This is a genomic window from Promicromonospora sp. NPDC060271, assembly GCF_042726755.1.
Taxonomy (GTDB): Bacteria; Actinomycetota; Actinomycetes; order Actinomycetales; family Cellulomonadaceae; genus Promicromonospora.
Genome location: NZ_JBHXBG010000038.1, coordinates 1 through 20,971, shown reverse-complemented (window position 1 = coordinate 20,971; position 20,971 = coordinate 1). Strand labels below are relative to the sequence as shown.

15 protein-coding genes are annotated in these 20,971 nt (G+C 71.6%); 6 read left to right on the top strand and 9 right to left on the bottom strand.

Annotation, left to right across the window (positions count from 1 at the left end):
* Nucleotides 1–37 precede the first annotated feature (37 nt).
* The 3 genes from ACFWE2_RS08495 to fdxA all read right to left on the bottom strand — a co-directional run bounded on the left by ACFWE2_RS08495 (nt 38) and on the right by fdxA (nt 2,917).
* Nucleotides 38–1,345 carry a citrate synthase gene (locus ACFWE2_RS08495; RefSeq protein ID WP_377223775.1) on the bottom strand — a complete coding sequence of 436 codons (1,308 nt, stop codon included), beginning with the start codon at nt 1,343–1,345 and terminating at the stop codon, nt 38–40.
* A gap of 125 nt (nt 1,346–1,470) precedes the next feature.
* Nucleotides 1,471–2,589 carry a succinyldiaminopimelate transaminase gene (gene dapC / locus ACFWE2_RS08490; RefSeq protein WP_377223774.1) on the bottom strand — a complete coding sequence of 373 codons (1,119 nt, stop codon included), beginning with the start codon at nt 2,587–2,589 and terminating at the stop codon, nt 1,471–1,473.
* 10 nt (nt 2,590–2,599) lie between these two features.
* Nucleotides 2,600–2,917 carry a ferredoxin gene (gene fdxA, locus ACFWE2_RS08485; protein ID WP_020017584.1) on the bottom strand — a complete coding sequence of 106 codons (318 nt, stop codon included), beginning with the start codon at nt 2,915–2,917 and terminating at the stop codon, nt 2,600–2,602.
* A gap of 139 nt (nt 2,918–3,056) precedes the next feature.
* Here fdxA and ACFWE2_RS08480 point away from each other — a divergent pair, with 139 nt between their 5' ends.
* A complete protein-coding gene (locus ACFWE2_RS08480) occupies nt 3,057–3,359 on the top strand; it encodes a DUF6725 family protein (protein WP_377223773.1) in 303 nt (100 codons plus the stop codon).
* Here ACFWE2_RS08480 and ACFWE2_RS08475 read toward each other — a convergent pair.
* Together ACFWE2_RS08475 and glgP are read right to left on the bottom strand one after the other, a co-directional pair.
* Nucleotides 3,334–3,531: a ferredoxin gene (locus ACFWE2_RS08475; RefSeq protein WP_377223772.1), complete on the bottom strand. Its 198-nt coding sequence runs from the start codon at nt 3,529–3,531 to the stop codon at nt 3,334–3,336. The two genes, ACFWE2_RS08480 and ACFWE2_RS08475, sit on opposite strands and share 26 nt — an antisense overlap.
* A gap of 167 nt (nt 3,532–3,698) precedes the next feature.
* Nucleotides 3,699–6,281: an alpha-glucan family phosphorylase gene (gene glgP, locus ACFWE2_RS08470; protein WP_377223771.1), complete on the bottom strand. Its 2,583-nt coding sequence runs from the start codon at nt 6,279–6,281 to the stop codon at nt 3,699–3,701.
* 205 nt (nt 6,282–6,486) lie between these two features.
* Here glgP and ACFWE2_RS08465 point away from each other — a divergent pair, with 205 nt between their 5' ends.
* The 4 genes from ACFWE2_RS08465 (at nt 6,487) to glgB (ending at nt 14,334) form a co-directional block, all read left to right on the top strand.
* Entirely contained in the window at nt 6,487–8,592 is a 2,106-nt protein-coding gene (locus ACFWE2_RS08465) for an alpha-1,4-glucan--maltose-1-phosphate maltosyltransferase (RefSeq protein ID WP_377223770.1), read from the top strand.
* An 86-nt stretch (nt 8,593–8,678) separates the two neighbouring features.
* Nucleotides 8,679–10,451, top strand: a complete 1,773-nt coding sequence (treS, locus tag ACFWE2_RS08460; protein WP_377223784.1) for a maltose alpha-D-glucosyltransferase — start codon at nt 8,679–8,681, stop codon at nt 10,449–10,451.
* On the top strand, nt 10,448–11,956 hold the full coding sequence (locus tag ACFWE2_RS08455; RefSeq protein WP_377223769.1) for an aminoglycoside phosphotransferase: 1,509 nt from the start codon (nt 10,448–10,450) through the stop codon (nt 11,954–11,956). The genes treS and ACFWE2_RS08455 overlap by 4 nt, the downstream gene beginning before the upstream one ends.
* Before the next feature lie 56 nt (nt 11,957–12,012).
* Complete coding sequence (glgB, locus tag ACFWE2_RS08450) at nt 12,013–14,334, top strand: 1,4-alpha-glucan branching protein GlgB (protein WP_377223768.1); 2,322 nt, start codon at nt 12,013–12,015, stop codon at nt 14,332–14,334.
* A 67-nt stretch (nt 14,335–14,401) separates the two neighbouring features.
* Here the strand turns inward: glgB and ACFWE2_RS08445 are convergent, their stop codons facing one another.
* The 4 genes from ACFWE2_RS08445 to ACFWE2_RS08430 form a co-directional block, all read right to left on the bottom strand.
* A complete protein-coding gene (locus ACFWE2_RS08445; RefSeq protein WP_377223767.1) occupies nt 14,402–15,361 on the bottom strand; it encodes a tetratricopeptide repeat protein in 960 nt (319 codons plus the stop codon).
* Nucleotides 15,362–15,451: 90 nt separating this feature from the next.
* Nucleotides 15,452–16,528 carry a hypothetical protein gene (locus ACFWE2_RS08440; RefSeq protein ID WP_377223766.1) on the bottom strand — a complete coding sequence of 359 codons (1,077 nt, stop codon included), beginning with the start codon at nt 16,526–16,528 and terminating at the stop codon, nt 15,452–15,454.
* A 44-nt stretch (nt 16,529–16,572) separates the two neighbouring features.
* A complete protein-coding gene (locus tag ACFWE2_RS08435; protein WP_377223765.1) occupies nt 16,573–17,580 on the bottom strand; it encodes a hypothetical protein in 1,008 nt (335 codons plus the stop codon).
* A complete protein-coding gene (locus tag ACFWE2_RS08430) occupies nt 17,577–19,007 on the bottom strand; it encodes a hypothetical protein (protein WP_377223764.1) in 1,431 nt (476 codons plus the stop codon). The genes ACFWE2_RS08435 and ACFWE2_RS08430 overlap by 4 nt, the downstream gene beginning before the upstream one ends.
* A 370-nt stretch (nt 19,008–19,377) precedes the next feature.
* Here ACFWE2_RS08430 and ACFWE2_RS08425 point away from each other — a divergent pair, with 370 nt between their 5' ends.
* A complete protein-coding gene (locus ACFWE2_RS08425) occupies nt 19,378–20,907 on the top strand; it encodes a DivIVA domain-containing protein (protein WP_377223763.1) in 1,530 nt (509 codons plus the stop codon).
* Nucleotides 20,908–20,971: the final 64 nt, after the last annotated feature.

Sequence of the window (20,971 nt, the reverse complement as noted above, 5' to 3'; positions counted from 1 at the left end):
GCCGCTCCGACGAGGGCTGAGCGCGCAGCCTGGCTCCTCAGCGCATCCCGGCCGGGACGAACGGGCGCTCCGTCGCGCCGGTGTACACCTGGCGCGGGCGGCCGATCTTCGTCTGCGGGTCCTTCTTCATCTCGCGCCACTGGGCGATCCAGCCGGGCATGCGGCCCAGCGCGAACAGCGGCGTGAACATGGCCGGCTCGAAGCCCATGGCCTTGTAGATGAGGCCGGTGTAGAAGTCGACGTTCGGGTAGAGCTTGCGCTCGACGAAGTAGTCGTCCGAGAGGGCGATCTCCTCGAGGCCGCGCGCGATGTCGAGCAGCTCGTCCTTGGCGCCAAGCTTCTCCAGCACCTCGTCGGCGGACTTCTTCACGATCGCGGCGCGCGGGTCGTAGGACTTGTACACGCGGTGGCCGAAGCCCATCAGCCGCACGCCGTCCTGCTTGTTCTTGACCTTGTCCATGAACGTCGCGACGGTCTCCCCGCCGGAACGGATCTTCTCCAGCATGGTCAGCACCGCCTCGTTGGCGCCGCCGTGCGCCGGGCCGGACAGCGCGTTCACGCCGGCGGCCACCGACGAGTACAGGTCCGCGTTGGACGAGCCGACCACGCGCACGGTCGACGTGGAGCAGTTCTGCTCGTGGTCCGCGTGCAGGATCAGCAGCTTCTCCAGCGCGTCGACGACGGTGGGGTCCGCCTCGTACGCCTCGTAGGGCGTCGCGAACGTCATGCGCAGGAAGTCCTCGACGTACCCGCGCGAGTAGTCCGGGTACAGCAGCGGCTCGCCGACCCGGCGACGGTGCAGGTAGGACGTGATGGTGCGCGTCTTGGCGAGCAGCAGCACCGTGGCCAGGTCGACCTGGTCGTCGTCCCCGGGGTCGAGCGACTCGGGGTAGAACGTGCCCAGCGCGTTCACCGCGGAAGCGAGCACGGCCATCGGGTGCGCGTTCCGGGGGAAGGTGCCCATGAACGTGCGGAAGTCCTCGTGCACGAGCGTGTGACGGTTGACCCGCTCGGTGAACGCGGCCAGCTCCGTGGCGCTCGGCAGCTCGCCGTAGATGAGCAGGTAGGCCACCTCGAGGAAGCCGGAGCCCGAGGCGAGCTGGTCGATCGGGTACCCGCGGTAGCGCAGGATGCCCGCGTCACCGTCGATGTACGTGATCGCCGACTCGCACGACGCCGTGTTCATGAAGCCCGGATCGACCGTCACCAGGCCGGTGTCCTTGAGCAGCGACGACACGACGATGCCGTCGTTCCCCTCGCTCGCGGCGACGACAGGCAGGGCGTGAGAGGTTCCGTTGACGGCGAGCTCGACGCGGCTCGAGCCGTCCACCGGTGTGGAGGTCATGTCTTCCTTCCTGAATGGCGCACGAGGGACACTGCTGTGAAACTGCGGTGAAGGAAATTCACGGGCAGCGTCGACCTGGGGCCACGACAGTATCGCGCCCTGCTCTTTTTTTTCCAATCCGTCGGTCAAGCCTCTGTGAGGCGTGCCACAGCATCGGCAATCTGCGCGTCAGTGGAGGTCAGCGCCACTCGCGTGTGCTCGTTGTCGCCGTAGAGGTGGCCGGGCGCGGTAAGGATGCCGCGGTCCGCGAACCATTCGGCGATCTGCAGGCCGGAACGCCCGTCCGGCGCCGCCACCCAGAGGTACAGGCCTGCTCCTGATTCCTCCACGACGAGCCCTGCCGCGACGACCGCGGCGGTCAGCGCCCGGCGCCGGGCGCCGTAGACCTCGCGCTGCGCCGCGACGTGCTCGTCGTCGGACAGCGCTGCCGTCATCGCGGCCTGCACCGGAGCCGGCACGATGAGGCCGAGATGCTTGCGGGTCTGCGTGAGGTCCGCGATCAGCGCGGCGTCACCGGCGAGGAACGCCGCCCGGTAGCCCGCGATGCTGGACTGCTTGGACAGGGAGTACGCCGCGAGCAGCCCGTCGTGGGAACCGTCACACACGCGCGGGTCGAGGACCGACGGGACGCCGTCCTCGGCCCAGGGGGTCTCCCACGCCAGCTCCGCGTAGCACTCGTCGGAGACGACGACGGCGCCGATGGCGCGCGCGGCCTCCACCACCGCACGCAGGGCCTCGACGTCCAGCACCCGGCCCGTCGGGTTCCCCGGAGAGTTGACCCACACCATGCGGACGTCGTCCCGGCCGGCCCAGTCGGCGACGTCGTCGGTCGCCAGCGGTGTGGCTCCTGCCGCCCGGATGCCCGCCACGTACGTCGGATAGGCGACAGCCGGGTGCACGACGACGTCGCCCGGTCCGAGGTGGAGCAGCGAGGGCAGCAGGCCGACCAGCTCCTTGGAGCCGATCGTCGGCAGCACGGCGACGGGGTCGAGGCCGGGCACGCCCCGCCGTCGGGCGAACCAGTCCGCGACGGCCTGGCGCAGCGCAGGTGTACCCGCCGTCAGCGGGTAGCCCGGCGCGTTCGACGCCGCCTCGAGCGCCTGCCGCACGACCTCGGGCGTCGGGTCGACGGGCGTGCCCATGGACAGGTCGACCAGACCGCCCGGGTGGGCCTTGGCCGTCGCCGTGATGCCGGCGATCGAGTCCCAGGGGTACGGCAGGTCGGTCAGGTCGTGCAGACCCATGTCCCGGCCGTCAGGCCTGGGGCGGGAGGGCCGCGATCATCGGGTCGTCCTTCTCGATGACGCCCATCTTCGCGGCACCACCGGGCGAGCCGAGGTCGTCGAAGAACTCGACGTTCGCGCGGTAGTAGTCCTTCCACTCGTCGGGGACGTCGTCCTCGTAGTAGATGGCCTCCACCGGGCAGACCGGCTCGCAGGCACCGCAGTCCACGCACTCGTCGGGGTGGATGTACAGGGAGCGGCTGCCCTCGTAGATGCAGTCCACGGGACACTCCTCGATGCATGCCCGGTCCTTGACGTCGACGCATGGCTGAGCGATCACGTAGGTCACTTCGAGGGTGTCCTTCCACTTCCGGACTTGAGGATCATGCACGATGCGGACCGCGGTACGAATCCGGCGGCGCGATCCTAGTATCTCCCGGGAGACCCGCAGATCCCCACCGGTCTCACGCAGCGGAAAGAGAACCTACGTGACATTCGCTACACCGCCCGCTCCGGCCGGTGGCTGGCGCGCCCTGCGGCCGGGCACGCGAGTGGTGGTCCGACGCCGGCTGGCGCCGTCCGGCCCTGTCGTGTCCGACGGCGGGACGGCACACCGCTGGACGGACCTGATCGGCTTCGTCGTGGACGTGTCCGACGCCGGACTGCGGCTGCGCACCGATCCGGTACCCGGCCGCGGGGAGCCGGAAGAGGTCTCCGTCGCGGCCGCCGAGATCGAGACCGCCAAGCCGATCCCGCCGAGGCCCGTCAGGCGTTCTGGTCCACCCAGATGACGCCCGTCGGGCACATGCTCACTGCCTCCTGCACGGCGAAGTCGAGCTCCGGGCCCGGGCGCTCGTCCAGCAGGACGACCCGGTCGTCCTCGTCCTGACCGAACACCTCGGGGGCGAGCAGCACACACTGGCCGGCGCCGCAGCAGGCGTCCTGGTCCACGTTGATCTTCATGGGACCACTCTCCCCACCCGACACCCACTTCGCCTAATCGGCGGCCGGAAGAACCGGGCACATCCTGGGCACGTCACAGGCGGCGAACACAGGAGTGGCCGCCCTCTCGCTCCCGAGAAGACGGCCACTCCCACGTCCGACGGACCGCCGACGGATCGCCGACGGCGTCAGGCGTTGGCCACGAGGCCGAGTTCCGCGACGCTCGTCAGGTGCTGGTGCCGCGGCACGATGCGGACCGTGTAGCCGAACGGACCGGACGTGTCGAGCTCCACCTCGCCGCCGAACGCGTGCCGCCCGGCCTCGTAGGACTCGGTGAGCGCGAGCGGTTCGGCAGCGAACTCCTCGATGACGTCGGCCTCGGTCACGCGGCCGTGCACCACCTGGACGTCCACGTCGTCGGGCGAGAGCGGGCCGAGCGAGACGTAGGCGCGCACGGTGAGCCGGTCGCCCACCTGCACCGCCTCGCCGATCCCCGCGGACTCCACGTGGTCCACCCGCACCTGGGACCACGAGCTCCGCACGTGCGCCTTCCAGCCCGCCAGGTCCTTCGCTGCGGCGAAACCGTCGGTGGCGAGCAGGCGCCCGGCCTCGGCGGCCGGGGCGTACAGCCCGTGCACGTACTCGCCGACCATGCGCGTGGCCTGCACCTTCGGGCCGAGCGTCGCCAGCGTGTGCCGCACCATCTCGAGCCAGCGGCCCGGCACCCCGTCGGTCCGGTCGTAGAACGCGGGCGCCACCTGGGACTCCACGAGGTCGTACAGCGCGGCGGCCTCCAGGTCGTCCCTGCGGTCGGCGTCCTCGACGCCGTCAGCCGTCGGGATGCCCCAGCCGTTCTCGCCGTCGTACCACTCGGCCCACCAGCCGTCCTCGATGGAGAGGTTCAGGCCGCCGTTGAGCGCGCTCTTCATGCCGGAGGTCCCGGAGGCCTCCAGCGGCCGCAGCGGGTTGTTCAGCCAGACGTCGCAGCCCGGGTACAGCGACTGCGCCATGCCGATGTCGTAGTTCGGCAGGAAGACGATGCGGTGCCGCACCTCCGGGTCGTCGGCGAACCGGACGAGCTGCTGGATGAGCCGCTTGCCGGAGTCGTCGGCCGGGTGCGACTTGCCCGCCACGATGAGCTGCACGGGCCGCTCGGGGTGCAGCAGGAGCGCCTTGAGCCGCTCCGTGTCACGCAGCATGAGCGTGAGCCGCTTGTAGGTGGGCACCCGGCGGGCGAAGCCGATGGTGAGAACGTCGGGCGACAGCACGTCGTCGACCCAGCCGAGCTCGGCAGGGGACGCGCCGCGCTCGCGCCAGGACTTGCGCACCCGGCGCCGGGCCTCGGCCACGAGCTCGCCGCGCAGCTCGCCGCGCAGGGCCCACAGCTCGGCGTCGGACACCCTGCTCGGGTCGAGCCAGCCGGCCGACGCCTCGGGCGCCGTGATCTGGTCCAGCCCCATCCGCTCCGCCTCGACGGCGGCCAGCCGCGGCGCGACCCAGGTGGGCGAGTGCACACCGTTGGTGACCGACCTGATCGGCACCTCCCGCGCGTCGAACCCTGGCCACAGGCCCTCGAACATCTCCCGCGAGACCTGGCCGTGCAGCAGCGAGACGCCGTTCGCCCGGCCGCCGAGCCGCAGGCCCATCACCGCCATGTTGAACACTGTCGGGTCGCCGCCGTCGTAGTCCTCGGAGCCGAGCGCCAGGACGCTCTCCAGCGGCACGCCGTCCATCGCGTTGTCGCCGCCGAAGTAGGTGCTGACCAGGTCCTTCGGGAACCGGTCGATCCCAGCGGGGACCGGCGTGTGCGTGGTGAACACCGTCGCGGCGCGTACCGCCTCGTGCGCCTCGCCGACGCTCAGGCCGGACCCGACGAGCTCCCGGATGCGCTCCACCCCGAGGAAGCCGGCGTGGCCCTCGTTGGTGTGGTAGACCTCCGGGTCCGGCGCGCCGGTGAGGCGTGACCAGGCGCGCAGCGCGCGCACGCCACCCACGCCGAGCAGCAGCTCCTGCTGCAGGCGGTGCTCGCCGCCGCCGCCGTAGAGGCGGTCGGTGACCTTGCGGGCGGCGTCGTCGTTCTCCGGCACGTTCGAGTCGAGCAGCAGCAGCGGCACCCGGCCGACGGCGGCGACCCAGACGTGCGCGTGCAGCTTGCGGCCGCCGGGCAGGTCGAGCGAGATGAGCGCGGGGGTGCCGTCCTCCTCGCGCAGGACCGCGAGCGGCAGGCCGTCCGGGTCGAGCAGCGGGTAGGTCTCCACCTGCCAGGCGTCGCGGGTCAGCGACTGCCGGAAGTAGCCGGCCCCGTACAGCAGGCCGACGCCAACGATGGGCACGCCCATGTCGGAGGCGCTCTTCAGGTGGTCACCCGCCAGGATGCCGAGGCCGCCCGAGTACTGCGGCAGCACCGAGGTGATGCCGAACTCCGGCGAGAAGTAGGCGATGGCGCGCGGCAGCTCGCCGCCCGACGTCGTCGTCTGCCCCTGGTACCACCGCGGGTCCCGCAGGTAGCGGTGGAGGTCGTCCGACGCGGCACGCACCCGGCCGGTGAACTCCTCGGAGGCAGCGAGCGCCGCCAGGCGTTCGGAGCCGAGCGCGGCGAGCAGGGCGACGGGATCGCCCCGGACGTCGGACCAGAGCTCTGGGTCGATGCTCGCGAACAGCTCGCGCGTCGGCGCGTGCCAGGACCAGCGAAGGTTCTGGGCCAGCTCGTCGAGCGCCGCGAGCTGCTCGGGGAGGACCGTGCGGACGGTGAATCTGCGGATCGCTCTCACTGGACGAAGCCTACGCACATGTCCGAGCGAGCACACCTCGCCTGGTGGGATATGAGATCTGGTCCGCGCGGGTCAGCACGGCGGCGCCGTCACGGCTGTGTCGTCACGGCGTCATCAGGGCGTCGCCGCGTACCTCCACAGGACAGTTTCGAAACCCGGCGCGCCCGGAAGGCGAGTCCCCCGTATCGGTCGATAGCGTGTTCCGGTGAGCCCGCACACGACTCCCGGCCGGATCGGCCGCATCCCCGTCCTCGAGGTCTCCCCCGTCGTCGAGGCCGGACGGTGGCCTGCGAAAGCGGTGGTCGGGGAGGTGGTCCCGATCGAGGCGACGGTCTTCCGTGAGGGGCACGACGCCGTCGCCGCGACCGCTGTGCTCGTCGCCCCGGACGGATCCGACCACTCGTGGGCCCCGATGGTCGACGTCTCCCCGGGTCTGGACCGCTTCCGCGGCTTCCTGCAGCCCGACGCCGAGGGCGACTGGTCGTTCCGGGTGGAGGGATGGTCGGACCCGTACGCGACCTGGGTGCACGACGCTGGGATCAAGATCGCCGCCGGCATCGACACCGAGCTGATGCTCGCCGAGGGCGTTCGGCTGTTCGACAGGATCTGCCGCCTGGTGCCGGACGACGCCCTGGTCGCCCAGGGCCGCACCACCCGTGCCGCACGGGCCCTGACGGCGGCGCGGCGGGCACTGGGCGACGCGTCCCGGCCGGCGGAGGCCCGGTTCGCGGTGGCGACGTCGCCAGAGGTCACCGAGGCCCTGCGGCGCGCGCCCCTGCGGGAGCTGGTCTCGGCGTCGGACACCTACCCGCTGCGGGTGTCCAGGCGGCTGGCACTGGCCGGGTCCTGGTACGAGATGTTCCCCCGGTCGGAGGGTGCGTACCAGAAGAAGGACGGCACGTGGGTGTCCGGCACGTTCCGGACCGCCGCGAAGAGGCTGCCTGCCATCGCGGCGATGGGGTTCGACGTCGTCTACCTGACGCCGATCTCCCCCATCGGCAGCACGTTCCGCAAGGGCCGCAACAACACGCTGGTCGCGGAGCCGGGTGACCCGGGCAGCCCGTACGCGATCGGGTCGGCGGACGGCGGGCACGACGCCATCCACCCGGACCTGGGGACGGAGAAGGACTTCAAGGACTTCGTCTCGGCGGCCCGTGAACAAGGGCTTGAGGTGGCGCTCGACATCGCCCTCAACGCGTCACCCGAGCATCCCTGGGTCACCGAGCACCCCGAGTGGTTCGTCATCCGCGCCGACGGGTCCATCGCCTACGCGGAGAACCCGCCCAAGAAGTACCAGGACATCTACCCGCTCAGCTTCGACACCGATCCCGAAGGCCTGTACGCGGCGATGCTGGACGTCTTCCGCACGTGGATCGACCGGGGCGTCACCCTGTTCCGGATCGACAACCCGCACACCAAGCCGGTCAACTTCTGGGAGTGGCTCCTCGCCCAGGTGCACGCGACGAACCCCGAGATCATCTTCCTGTCGGAGGCGTTCACCAAGCCGGCGATGATGCAGACGCTGGCGCGGGTCGGGTTCCACCAGTCGTACAGCTACTTCACCTGGCGCAACACCAAGGAGGAGATCGAGGAGTACCTGGCAGAGGTCAGCGGGCCGCAGGGGTCGGTGATGCGCCCGTCCTTCTGGCCCACGACCCACGACATCCTGCCGCCCTACCTGAGCGAGGGTGGTGTAGCGGCCTTCGCCGTACGCGCGGTGCTGGCCGCGACGGGCTCGCCCACCTGGGGCATCTACTCGGGCTACGAGCTCGTGGAGAACACCCCGCGGCCCGGTGCCGAGGAGCAGATAGACAACGAGAAGTACGAGTACCGGCCCAGGGAGTGGGAGCGTGCCGACGAGTACGGGATCGCGCTCCTGCTGGGCAAGCTCAACGAGATCCGCCGGGCGCACCCGGCGCTCCAGCAGCTCCGAAACCTGACGATCCATCCGACGACGAACAGCAACGTGGTCGCGTTCTCGCGCCGGATCCCCGCTGATCGTCTCTCGCGCGCGACAGCGAAGCCCCAGGGCCGCACCATGAGTGCAGGGGGCAACGATCGGCGTGCCCCACGGCACGACGACGTGGTCGTGGTCGTGCTGAACCTGGACCCCCGGAACGCACAGGAGTCTGTAGTGCACCTGAACCTTTCCGCCCTCGGCCTCAGCGCTCCCGAGGGCGACGACAATGCCCCGTTCTTCGTGGCACACGACCTGTTGTCCGGCGAGACCTACGGCTGGGGAGCGCATCCCTGGGTACGGCTCGACCCGCAGGTCCGCGTGGCACACGTCCTCCAGGTGGGTCCAGCATGACGACGTTCGGACCGGGTGGCCCCGCCGTCGGGCCGCCAGAGGGTCATCCGCTTCGGGCCGACGGCGCACAGCCCGAACGGCCCAGCATGCCGAACCCGCCGTCGGTGCCGGTGCCGGTCCAGGCGCTGCCACCCCGTCGACAGCCACGCGTCGACGCCCGGCGCAAGGGGCTGTCGAACGACCCCGAGTGGTACAAGAAGGCCGTCTTCTACGAGGTCATGATCCGGTCGTTCTCCGACTCGGGCGACAACGGGACCGGCGACCTGCGCGGGCTCGTCGAACGGCTCGACTACCTCGAGTGGCTGGGCGTCGACTGCCTCTGGCTGCCGCCGTTCTTCCCGTCGCCGCTGCGCGACGGCGGGTACGACGTCGCGGACTTCACGGCCGTCTCGCCGCAGTTCGGCACCATCTCGGACTTCAGCGACCTGATCACCGCGGCGCACGAACGCGGCATCCGCGTGGTGATCGACCTGGTCATGAACCACACCAGCGACGCGCACCCGTGGTTCCAGGCCTCGCGTGCCGACCCGGAGGGCCCGTACGGCGACTTCTACGTGTGGAGCGACGACCCCACGCGGTACGAGGGCGCGCGCATCATCTTCGTGGACACCGAGACGTCGAACTGGACCTTCGACCCGGTGCGGCGGCAGTACTTCTGGCACCGGTTCTTCAGCCACCAGCCCGACCTTAACTTCGAGAACCCGCGCGTGGTCGAGGCGATGCTCGACGTCGCACGGTTCTGGCTGCAGCTCGGCGTGGACGGCTTCCGCCTGGACGCGGTGCCGTACCTGTTCGAGGCCGAGGGCACCAACTGCGAGAACCTGCCCGAGACGCACGGGTTCCTGCGCACGGTTCGGCGCATGGTGGACACGGAGTTCCCGGGCCGCATCCTGCTCGCCGAGGCCAACCAGTGGCCGGCGGACGTGGTGGAGTACTTCGGCACGGACGACGAGCCCGAGTGCCACATGTGCTTCCACTTCCCCGTGATGCCCCGGATCTTCTACGCGATCCGCGACCAGCGGGCCCGCCAGCTCCTGGAGATCCTGGCGGACACCCCCGCGATCCCCGCGGGTGGCCAGTGGAGCACGTTCCTGCGCAACCACGACGAGCTCACCCTGGAGATGGTGTCCACGGAGGAGCGCGCGAGCATGTACGGCTGGTACGCCCCCGACCCGCGGATGCGAGCCAACGTGGGCATCCGGCGGCGGCTCGCGCCGCTGCTGGACAACGCCCGCAAGGAGATCGAGCTGGCCAACGCGCTGCTGCTCTCGCTGCCGGGCACCCCGTGCCTCTACTACGGCGACGAGATCGGCATGGGCGACAACATCTGGCTGCCCGACCGCGACGCGGTACGCACCCCCATGCAGTGGACGCCGGACCGCAACGCCGGCTTCTCCACCGCCGACCCGGGCAAGCTCTACCTGCCGCTCGTCCAGTCGCTGGTGCACCACTACCAGCACACGAACGTCGAGGCGCAGCTCGCGCAGCCGACGTCGCTGCTGCACTGGATGCACAACATGCTGGCGTTCCGGCGCCTGCACCCCACGTTCGGGACCGGCGACTTCACGGCGCTCGACTGCAACGACGAGTCGGTCATCGCGTTCACCAGGTCCTCCGCCGAGGAGACCATCCTGGTGGCCGCCAACCTGTCCGCGACGGCGCGCTCGTCCACGGTCAAGCTGGCCGGCTACGCCGGCTGGACGCTCACCGACGTGTTCGGCGGCGCCGGGTTCCCGAGCGTCGGCGACGACGGGATCCTGACCATGACGTGGGGTGCGCGCGACTTCTACTGGCTGGTGCTGGCCCCGCCGACGCGGGCGGAGGCCGACGACACGGCAGGGCAGGCGCGAGAGGTGTGAGCCCCGCGCGACTCGTCCACGTCTCCCCAGGGGCCGCGCACCTCCCCCCGGAGGTGCTGCGGCTGCTCGACACGTGGCTGCCCCAGCAGCGCTGGTACCCGGTGCCCGCCGAGGGGGTGACGCACGAGCCGTGGCTCACCGTCACCTTCCCGGGGGTCGCCGACGTCGTCGTCGCCCTCCTGCGGCTGGCCGGCCCCGGCCTCGCCGCGGGCTCCGACTCGCTGGTGATCCAGGTCCCGCTGGTCCTGACCCCCACGGCGGAGCCGGAGGCCGACACCGCCGAGACCGAGGCGGCGGGCCTGATCGGTACGGTGGCGACGGCGTCCGGCACCGCGACGGTGCACGACGGCGGGGTCCACCCCGCCGCCTGGCACGCCTACCTCACCGCCGCCCTGCCGGAGGCGTGCGAGCCGGAGGACTGCGCCGAGCTCGCCGGCGCGCGTCGCATCTCCGGCGAGCAGTCCAACACGTCGGTGATGCTTCCCACCCTGTCCGCGCACGGGGGTCGGGGCGGCATGCTCAAGATCCTGCGGACCGTGGCGCTGGGCCCGCACCCGGACGTCGTGATCCCGGAGGCCCTGACCCGCGCCGGGTGGGACGGTGTGCCCCGGTTCCTGGGCGCGGTCGTGCTGCCGGTGCCCGACGACCTCGACGCGTCGCCGCTCGCCCACCTCGCCGTGCTCTCGGAGCTGGTCACCGAGGCCACCGACGGCTTCGAGCTCGCGTGCGCGTACGCGTCGCGCGACGAGGACTTCGGGGAGCGGGCCGCGGAGCTCGGGGCCGTCGTCGCACAGCTGCACGCCGTGCTGCTCGACGCGCTCGGCCCGGGCCCCGGGCTCGAACCGGCAAGCTTCATGGGGGTGCTGCGGCGGCGCGCCGCCGAGGCGTTCGCCGACGTCCCGGACCTTGCCCCGCACCGCGCGGGCGTCACCGCGCTGTTCGACGCCGTGAGCGACCGCCTGTCCGCCGTCGCCGAGCACGCCGGCGGGCTCGTGCCCCTGCAGTCCATCCACGGCGACCTGCACCTCGGCCAGGCCCTCTACTCACCGGACGGCTGGAAGGTGCTCGACTTCGAGGGCGAGCCGCAGCGCCCCGTGTCCGAACGGGTGGCGCCCGACCTGCCGCTGCGCGACGTCGCAGGGCTGCTCCGGTCGCTCGACTACGCGGCCGCCGTCGGGCAGGCGACGGACCCGCACTGGGCGGGGCACGCCCAGATCAGCTTTCTCGAGGGGTACCGCGAAGCGCAGAGCAGGGTGAGGGCCGAGGAACGAGGCACTCGCCCGGAACGGAGCGAAGCGGTGCCCCGACCAGAAGACACCGAGGGGTACCGCGAGGCCAGCGGCGCGTCGACGTCCGGCAGCGGGCTCTCCGTCGCCACCGCCGAGCTGCTGCTGCGCGCGCTCGTCCTGGACAAGGCGCTGTACGAGGTGGTCTACGAGTTCCGGCACCGGCCCGCGTGGATGCACATCCCGCTGACCGCCGTCGAACGCGTCCTCGCCTCGTGACCCCTACCGGCCCAGACGTGTCGCACGTCACCTGCTCCTCATGGAAGGGTGAACCCATGGCAGACCTGCCCGACGTCGACCTCGAGGTCCTGACCGCTATCGCGTCCGGAACCCACCACGATCCGCACAACGTGCTCGGCCCCCATCTGCTCGATGGGCCCCAGGCGGTGGTGCGCGCCCTGCGGCCGCTTGCCGACGAGGTGGTGGTGACCACCTCGGGCCCGGGCGGTGACACAGAGGTGGCCGCGACGCACCAGGGTGCGGGCGTGTGGGCCGCCGTCGTGCCGACGACAGAGGGCCCCGACGGGACCAGACACGCCCCCGACTACCGCATCCGCACCCGGTCGGGCACGGACACCTGGACGTCCGACGACCCGTACCGGTTCCTGCCCACCCTCGGCGAGGTGGACCTGCACCTGATCGGCGAGGGCAGGCACGAGCAGCTCTGGCAGGTGCTCGGCGCCAACCTGCACCGGTACCCGAGCGCGACGGGCGACATCGCCGGCGTCGCCTTCGCCGTGTGGGCGCCCAACGCCCGCGGCGTGCGGCTCGTCGGCGACCACAACGGCTGGGGCGGTACGCACCCCATGCGGTCGCTCGGTTCCACGGGCGTGTGGGAGCTCTTCGTCCCCGACGTCGGCCCGGGCCTGCGGTACAAGTACGAGATCCTGGGGGCCGACGGCGTCTGGCGCGCGAAGGCGGACCCCCTCGCCAAGGCGACGGAGCAGCCGCCCGCGACGGCGAGCGTCGTGACCGCCTCGAGCCACGAGTGGCACGACGACGCGTGGATCGCCGCGCGGACGGCGACCGACCCGCACTCCGGGCCGCTGAGCGTGTACGAGGTGCACCTGGGCTCGTGGCGGCCGGGCCTCGGCTACCGCGAGCTCGCGGAGCAGCTCACCGCCTACGTCAGCGAGCAGGGGTTCACGCACGTCGAGCTGCTGCCCGTCGCGGAGCACCCGTACGGGGGGTCGTGGGGTTACCAGGTCACCAGCTACTACGCGCCGACCTCGCGGTTCGGGTCGCCCGACGACTTCCGCCACCTCGTGGACCGGCTCCACCAGGCGGGGATCGGCGTCATCCTCGACTGGGTGCCCGCGCACTTCCCGCGCGACGAGTTCGCCCTCGCCCGCTTCGACGGCTCGCCCCTGTACGAGCACCCCGACCCCCGGCGCGGCGAGCAGCAGGACTGGGGCACGCTGATCTTCGACTTCGGTCGCCGCGAGGTGCGCAACTTCCTGGTGGCGAACGCGACCTACTGGTTCGAGGAGTTCCACGTCGACGCGCTGCGCGTGGACGCCGTCGCCTCCATGCTCTACCTCGACTACTCCCGCAAGGACGGCGAGTGGACCCCCAACGTGCACGGCGGGCGGGAGAACCTGGAGGCCATCGCCTTCATCCAGGAGGCCAACGCGACCGCCTACCGGCGCACACCCGGCGTCATGATGATCGCCGAGGAGTCGACCGCGTTCCCCCAGGTCACCGGCCCGACCTCCAGCGGAGGGCTGGGCTTCGGCCTGAAGTGGAACATGGGCTGGATGAACGACACCCTCCGCTACCTGGCCGAGGACCCGTACAACCGGCGCTACCACCACGGCGAGCTGACGTTCTCGCTGGTGTACGCCTTCAGCGAGCAGTTCGTGCTCCCGATCAGCCACGACGAGGTGGTGCACGGCAAGGGGTCGCTGCTCGGGAAGATGCCGGGCGACCGGTGGCAGCAGCTCGCCGGCGTGCGGTCCTTCCTCGCCTACCAGTGGACCCATCCGGGCAAGCAGCTTCTGTTCATGGGGTGCGAGTTCGCGCAGGACTCGGAGTGGGCCGAGTCCGAAGGCCTGCGCTGGGACCTGCTGGGCGACGCCGGGCACGCGGGTGTGCAGCACCTGGTCCGGGACCTGAACGCGCTCTACCGCGCGACGCCTGCGCTGTGGGAGCTGGACTTCGACCACACCGGGTTCGAGTGGCTCGAGGGTGACGACGCCGACCACAACGTGCTGGCCTACGTGCGCCGGTCGCGGTCGGGCGACCCGGTGGTGGTGGTCGTGAACTTCGCCGGCGTGCCCCACGAGGGTTACCGGCTGCCGCTGCCGACGCTGCCGCTGGCCGATGCCCCTTCGCCGTCGGTCGGCACGGCCTCGTCGTCCGTCGAGCCCTCACGGGTCGAGCCTGCCGAGGCCCGTGCCATCGCCGCCGAGCCGACCGCTGCCTCCGTGTGGCGCGAGGTGCTGAACACCGACGCGACCGTCTACGGCGGCTCCGGCGTGGGCAACATGGGCCGCGTGCAGGCCGAACCGGTACCCCACCACGGCCGCGCGTGGTCGGCCGTGGTCCGGGTCCCGCCGCTGGGCGCCCTGGTCCTCGTCCCCGAACCCCGTAGCTGAGTGCTGGGTTTTTGTGCTGCCGAGGCCTCGATCGGCACAAAAACCCAGCACTCAACGGTGGAGCAGGTCAGTAGAGGCTGATCGCCAGGCGCTTGCGCGCCTTGCTCACCCGCGGGTCCCCCGTGCCGGCGAGCTCGAAGAGCTCCAGCAGCCGTACGCGGAGCTTCTCCTTGTCGTCGGCGTCCGCGCCGGGCAGCAGGTCGAGCAGACGTGCGAACGCGTCATCCACCTTGCCGCCCAGCATGTCCAGGTCGGCGACGGCGAGCGCGGCGTCGACGTCGGACGGCGCGTCCGCAGCGGCCTTGCGCGCCGCGGCGAGGTCGGCGTCCCGGGTGCGCTGCATCAGGCGCACCTGCGCGAGGCCGGCCGTCGCGTCCGAGTCCTTGGGGTCCTGCCGCAGGGCCTTCTCGTAGGCGGCAACGGCGGCGTCGAGGTCGTCGCGCTCGATCGCGTCGTACGCCTCCTGGTGGAGCGGCGGCAACGGCGGCAGCGGCTGCTCGGCCTCGGCCGCCGCGGGTGCGGCGCCCGGGGCACGGCCGTTGACGCCGTTCTGCTCGGCGGCCGCCAGGACCTGGTCCAGCACGCCGCGGATCTGCTGCTCCTCCGCGGCGCCCTGGAACAGCGGCAGGGGCTGGCCCTGCAGCACGGCCACCACCGTCGGCACACCCTGCACCTGGAAGGCCGCGGCGACCTGCGGGTAGGCCTGCGCGTCGACGCGGCCGAGGAGGAACCGTCCGCCGTACTCGTCGGCGAGGCGGCCCAGCGTGCCGCCGAGCTCGGCGTTCGCCTGGTCGGTCGGGATCCAGATCAGCATCACCACCGGATAGGTGGACGAGTCACGAACGAGCTGCTCGAAGTTCGCCTCGCTGACGTCCACCACGAAGCCACCGGCTTCGGGGGCGCCGCCGGGCTCACCGGGCGGCGGGGCCTGGGGTCGGCTGAGGGCGGACAGGTCGACGGCGCCGCGCACCGCGAACTCGGGCTGTGCGCTCCGGGCGGGCCCGGGCTGAGGGGACGGACTGCTCATGGGGGCAATCCTAATGACCGTGCGGGCGCGCACCCGCCGAACTCCGCTGTCAGCGAGAATCGGCGAGCGGCGACCTGACCGGCCCCGCGGTCAGTCGTTCGAGACGTCGTAAGGCACTCGGTGGTGGCCGACCGCGCTGATCCGGGTGTCCGAGTCCTTGGGCGGCACGTACAGGGCGACGATGTCCCGGTAGGCGATCCGCACCACGTTGGTCTGCTCGGCGGAGCCCCACAGCGCCCTCGCCGACGGCGTGGGCGGGCCGAGCTTCCAGTTCTCCTCGGCCCGGACCGTCTCCCGGCTGGTCAGCGCCCCGAGGACCAGCGCACCGCCGTCGACCGTACGGACCGCCTTGACCGGGTCGTCCGTCGGCTCGTACTCGATCTCGAAGGTGCCCCTGCCGTCCTTCGCCTCGATGGCCTCGACCTGGAGCTCGCCGTACGACCGGATCAGCCGTCGGAGGTAGTCGTCGGGAAAGGCCTCGGCGTACCGAGAGCGCTCGTCGTGCGTCAGCACCGACGCGTACTGTGCGACGGCTGCCTCTGGCGTGACCTTGAGCGTCGTGTCGTCCGCCGCCACCGCCGGGCTGCCGAGGGCAGCCTCCGCGAAGCGGGGCATGGTGATGTCCGGCAGGAGCTGGACGTAGCCCCAGAGCTTGTACTGCTCCCGTGCGGATGCCTGCTCGAAGGCCGCGAGGACCGGCGAGCCCTTGCCCTTCGGCGTGACCCCGATGCCGTAGCTGCTGCGCGGCCAGCCCTGCTCGGACGGCAGCACCACCTGCTGCATCTCCAGCGACAGGTTGGTCAGCAGCTTGTCGTCGCCGCGGGCCGCCGCGAGCTTCAGCTCCGCCTCGCGCATGCCGAGCGCCGGCCCGGACAGCCGTGCGGCCAGCGAGCTCGCCTCGTCGGCCCGGTCCGCCTCGGCCACGACCGTCGAGACCCGGTCCAGGATCTTCAGCTCCTGGGTCTCGCTGACCACCGCCGCGACCACCGGCGCGTCGGCCTCGGGCGTCGGCGGCTCCGCGGTGCAGCCGGCGACCAGCACCGCGACGGCGCCGGCCACGACCAGGCGGGCGGCGCCCCGCCGTCGGACGACCTGCTGACGGGCGCTTCGCCGTCGGGCGACGGACAGCGCTCCGGAAAGCAGCGAGGGTGGCCTCCGTAGGTTCACGGAGGCCACCCTAGCGGCGGCTGCTGGTCGGTTGGCCGGCCTGGTCAGCCGTTCGAGACCGAGCTCGGCACGTGCTCGTAGCCGACCAGGCTGACCTGGTCGTCCGAGTCCTTGGGCGGCACGTACATCGCCACGATGTCCTTGTAGTTGACCTCGACCACGTTGCTGACGTCGGCGTCGCCCCAGAGCGCCTGGGTCGTCTCGGTCGGCGGGCCGATCTCGCAGCCTTCCTCCTTGGCGGTGATCGTCTCCTGGCTGATCATCGCCGCCATCACGAGGGCACCGCCGTCTGCCGTACGGACCGCCTTCACCGGATCCTTCGTCGGCTCGTACTCCACCTTGAAGTCGCCGTCGCACTTCTCCTTGTTGATCGCGTCGACCTGGAGCTTGCCGTAGTCCCGGAAGAACTGGCGCAGGTCGTCGTCGCTGAAGGTGTCGGCGTACTTCGAGTCCTTGTCGACGGTGAGCACCGACGCGTACTGCTTGATCGCGTCGGCGGGCGTCACCTTCAAGCTCTCGTCGTCCGGCGGGACGGCGGGGCTGCCGAGCTGGGCCTCGGCGAACCGCGGCATGGTCACGCCAGGCAGCAGGCGCACCCAGCCCCACAGCTTGTACTGGTCGCGCGCGGTGGCCTGGTCGAAGGCCATCAGGACCGGCGTCGTGAGGTCCTTCGGCTGCACCGTGATGGCGAAGCTGCTGCGCGGCCACTCCTGGTCCGACGGCAGGATGACCTGCTGCATCTCCATGCTCAGGTCGGTCAGCGGCTCGCTGTCCTTGCGGGCGCCGGCGACCTTGAGCTGCGTCTCGCGGATGTCGAGCGCCGGACCGGTCAGCCGCGAGCCGAGGGACTTCGCCTCGCTGGACTTGGTCACCTTGCCGACGACACTCGCCACGTCGTCCAGGATCTTGCGTTCCTGGGACTCCGTGACGACCGCCTGCGCGACGGGTGCTTCCGGCGTCGGGGTCGGCAGCTCCTCGGCGCAGCCGGTGAGCAGCCCTGTGGCGAGCACGGTTGCGACCACGGCCGTGACGCGGGTCGTGGAGCGCCTCATGAGTTACCTCCGTCGTTCCCGGTGACGCCCCAGGTCTGGCGCCACGCGGCAGCCCGGCTGTTCGGTGTCTCCGGCTCGGGCTCGGGTTCGGGTTCGGACGCGGGGACGGTGGGCATGGCGCCCGTCGCGGCCCTGAGCTGCGCCTGCTCGCGCAGGCGCATCTCGCGTCGGGTCAGTGGCCTGCCCGGCGCCGCGGGAGCGGCCGGCTCGGCCCGTGCGGCGGCCGGCGCCTGGGCCGGTGCCTGTTCGGGTGTGCCTGCGCCGAACGGCGTCCGCTCTGCCGGGGGCTGCCCGGTGGGCACGGGTGCCGCCCCGGGCGCCTGGCCCCGGCGACGCCGGATCCCGCGGACGGACGCCGCGGGGGCGGCGACCGGTTCGGGAGCCTGCTCGGGAACCGGGGGCGGGGTGATGGGCGCCGCTCCACCGAACGGGGCCGGCGGCCCCCAGGTGCGCGTGTGGTCCTGCTCGGGTTCGGGCAGACCCCGTTCCGGAGGCCGTACGGGCTCGTGCCCGGGCCTGCCACGCTCGGGGCCACGCTCCGGCCGACCACGCTCGGGCGTGTCACGGCCCGGCAGCTCTCGGGCGGCAGGCGGGTAGACCGCCGTCCCGCCGTCGGCAGGGTCGCCCAGCGCGGGCGGGAAGGCCGCGGCCGGCTCGTGCGCGGCCGGGCTCGACTGGTCGCCGTCCACCTCGAAGACCGTGTCCCGGCGCGACAGGTCGGAGTCCGCCTTCCGGGCACGGCCGGTGGACGACGAGCGTCCCTTGCCGGAGCCGCGGTTCTTACGACGTGCGCCGATGGCCAGGAAGACGCCGAGGATCAGGAGGAAGCCACCGCCCAGCACACCGGGCCACAGGAACGGGGTGTTCACGGGGCGAGGCCAGGTGAACTCCAGCGTTGGCGCCTCCGCGCCCTCGCCGACGCCTGCGGCCAGCAGGACCGTGCGGCCGGGCTGCTCGGTCCAGCGCATCTGGACGGCGGTCTCGCCGCTCACCTCGGAGATCCACATGTCGGACCCGGCGGGATCGGGGCCGGTGCCTGGCTTCTCGCCCGACCCCTCTGCCTCTTCGCCCTCTGCCGCTTCCCCCTCGGGGGTGGCACCGGTACCCGGGACGACGCTCAGCGTCTCCCAGGAGGACAGCCCGGTCACCGAGTCGTAGGGATCCTGGCCCACCCAGCCGAGCACGTCGACGTCGGACCCGAGCGCCAGCGTGACCTTCTGCCCCTCCGGGACAGTGGCTCGCACGGTCACCTGGTCGTCGACCAGGCCAAGTACGCCGGGCTCGGTCACGACCATGGTTCCGTCACCGCTGGGGGTCGCGGTCGCGACAACTGTGTCGGACTCGCGCAGGACGGTTGCCGTCGCAACCCCGTAACCGATCCCGCCGAGTCCGGCAAGGATCAGGAGGATTGCCAGAAAGCGTTGCACCACCGATTCCCTTCGAATTTTGGGCGCGCGGCCCGTCGATCAGGTGGATGTTCCAGCATAGGGACCGAACGAGGAGCCCTGTCCAATGACGGGCGTGCTTGTGCGGTTCGGTCGGGATTCTCACGCTTCCTTCACCGAGTTCACCGAGCGCGCCTGAACCGCCACCGGGTCGCGCAGGATGGATCGCGCGGGCCAGGTCGCGCGGGGCCAGCGAGAGTATTCCATGCAATACGTACATTGCATCCGCTAGCGGGAGTATCCACATCCGCACAAGGCACGTATCCTGGGCGCCGGACGGCCGGAATAGGCGGCGTCCCAGGGGGGAGCCTGACCCGCGCCTCACCAAGTTCCGACACTGGAGGTCTGCACCGTGTCCGACGAGCGCTCGCTCTTTCCGACTGCAATGCGCGGATACGACCGCGATCAGGTGCATGCGCACCTGGACCGGTTGAATCACGCCCTCGAAGAGGCACGGCGCCAGGTCGAGGCCTCTGACAGCCGCGCCATGCAGCTCACCCAGGACCTCAACGACGCCAAGCGCAATCTGCGCGAGACCGAGAAGCCTTCGTACGCCGGCCTCGGCTCCCGCATCGAGCTGCTGCTGCGTTCGGCCGAGGACCAGTCGACCGACATCATCAACCAGGCCAACCAGCAGGCCGCCGACATCATGGCGCGGGCGAAGCTGTCCGCGGGGCAGGTGCGCTCGCGCGCCGAGTCCGAGGTCGCCGAGATGCTCGCCAGCGCCCGCCGCGAGGCCGAGGAGATCCGCACCACGATGGCGGCGGAGGCCGAGGGTCACCTGCTGGCCGCGCAGCGCCGCGCCGAGGAGCTCGTGGGTTCCGCCGAGCGCGAGTCCGCGCAGATCGCCAGCGCGATCAACGCGGAGGAGAGCGAGCGCCGGGCCAGCCTCGAGCGCGAGCTCGGCACCCTGCGTTCGACCGTCGAGCGCGAGACCACCGAGCTGCGCGTCAAGACCGAGGCGGACGCCGCCAAGCTCCGTGCCGAGGTCGCAGCCCAGACGAGCGAGCAGCGCGAGTCCGCCGAGCGCGACTCCTCCGCGATGCTGTCCAGCGCCCGGGCCGAGGCCGAGCAGATCCTCTCGGAGGCACGCCGCCAGGCGGCCGAGGCGGCCAACGCCGTCACCACCGAGATGGAGGAGCTGCGCGAGCAGGCCCGTGCGGCACTCGCCCAGGCCGAGCTCGACATCGCCACCCGCAAGGAGAGCGTCGAGAAGGAGCTCGCCGAACGGCACGAGACGGCGAAGGCCGAGATGGCCAAGCTGGTCAGCACCGCGGAGGAGCACGCGGCAGAGGCCGAGAAGCGCGTGGCCGTTGCCCTCGAGCAGTCGGAGAAGATCCGCTCGGAGTCGGACGTCTACGTCAAGGACCTGGTGGCCGACGCCCGCAAGTCCGCGGACCGCATCGTGGCCGAGGCCAGGGAGTTCGCGGAGCAGACGATCGACGACGCCCGTGCCGAGGCGGAGTCGAGCCGGTCGGCCGCGCAGCACCAGCTCGAGGACCTGACCCGCCAGCACGACTCGATCAACTCGTACCTGGACGAGCTGCGGGGCATGCTCGGTACACCGACCGAAGCCGCACCGGCCAAGCCCGCCCTGCCGTCGAAGTCGAAGGGCATGTCCGGGGCGACCCCGGCACAGCAGGCCCGCTTCGCTGTCGTCGGCGACGGCACCGAGGCAGAGCCCGAGGTCCCCGAGTCCACCGACACGGGCTCGATGCCCGCGTCGATCCCGCCGAGCAACCCGACGCCCGTGCCCGTTGGCACCGCGACGGTCGTCATCCCGTCGGTCAAGGGCACCAAGGCGAGCACGAAGGCCGGCCAGCCCGCCGAGAGCGAGGACGCCGAGGAGTCGGTCGCCGAGAAGGCCGGCGCCTCGAAGTAACCCGCCTGCCGAGCTCCGCGAAGTAGAGCGCCTGTCCGGTCTCCCTGGCAACACCAGGGAGACC

Excerpts from the sequence above, each read along its gene's own strand:
- ACFWE2_RS08495 (WP_377223775.1), bottom strand. The coding sequence starts at position 1,345 with ATGACCTCCACACCGGTGGACGGCTCGAGCCGCGTCGAGCTCGCCGTC.
- dapC (WP_377223774.1), bottom strand. The coding sequence starts at position 2,589 with ATGGGTCTGCACGACCTGACCGACCTGCCGTACCCCTGGGACTCGATC.
- ACFWE2_RS08475 (WP_377223772.1), bottom strand. The coding sequence starts at position 3,531 with ATGAAGATCAACGTGGACCAGGACGCCTGCTGCGGCGCCGGCCAGTGT.
- treS (WP_377223784.1), top strand. The coding sequence starts at position 8,679 with ATGCCGAACCCGCCGTCGGTGCCGGTGCCGGTCCAGGCGCTGCCACCC.
- glgB (WP_377223768.1), top strand. The coding sequence starts at position 12,013 with ATGGCAGACCTGCCCGACGTCGACCTCGAGGTCCTGACCGCTATCGCG.
- ACFWE2_RS08445 (WP_377223767.1), bottom strand. The coding sequence starts at position 15,361 with ATGAGCAGTCCGTCCCCTCAGCCCGGGCCCGCCCGGAGCGCACAGCCC.
- ACFWE2_RS08435 (WP_377223765.1), bottom strand. The coding sequence starts at position 17,580 with ATGAGGCGCTCCACGACCCGCGTCACGGCCGTGGTCGCAACCGTGCTC.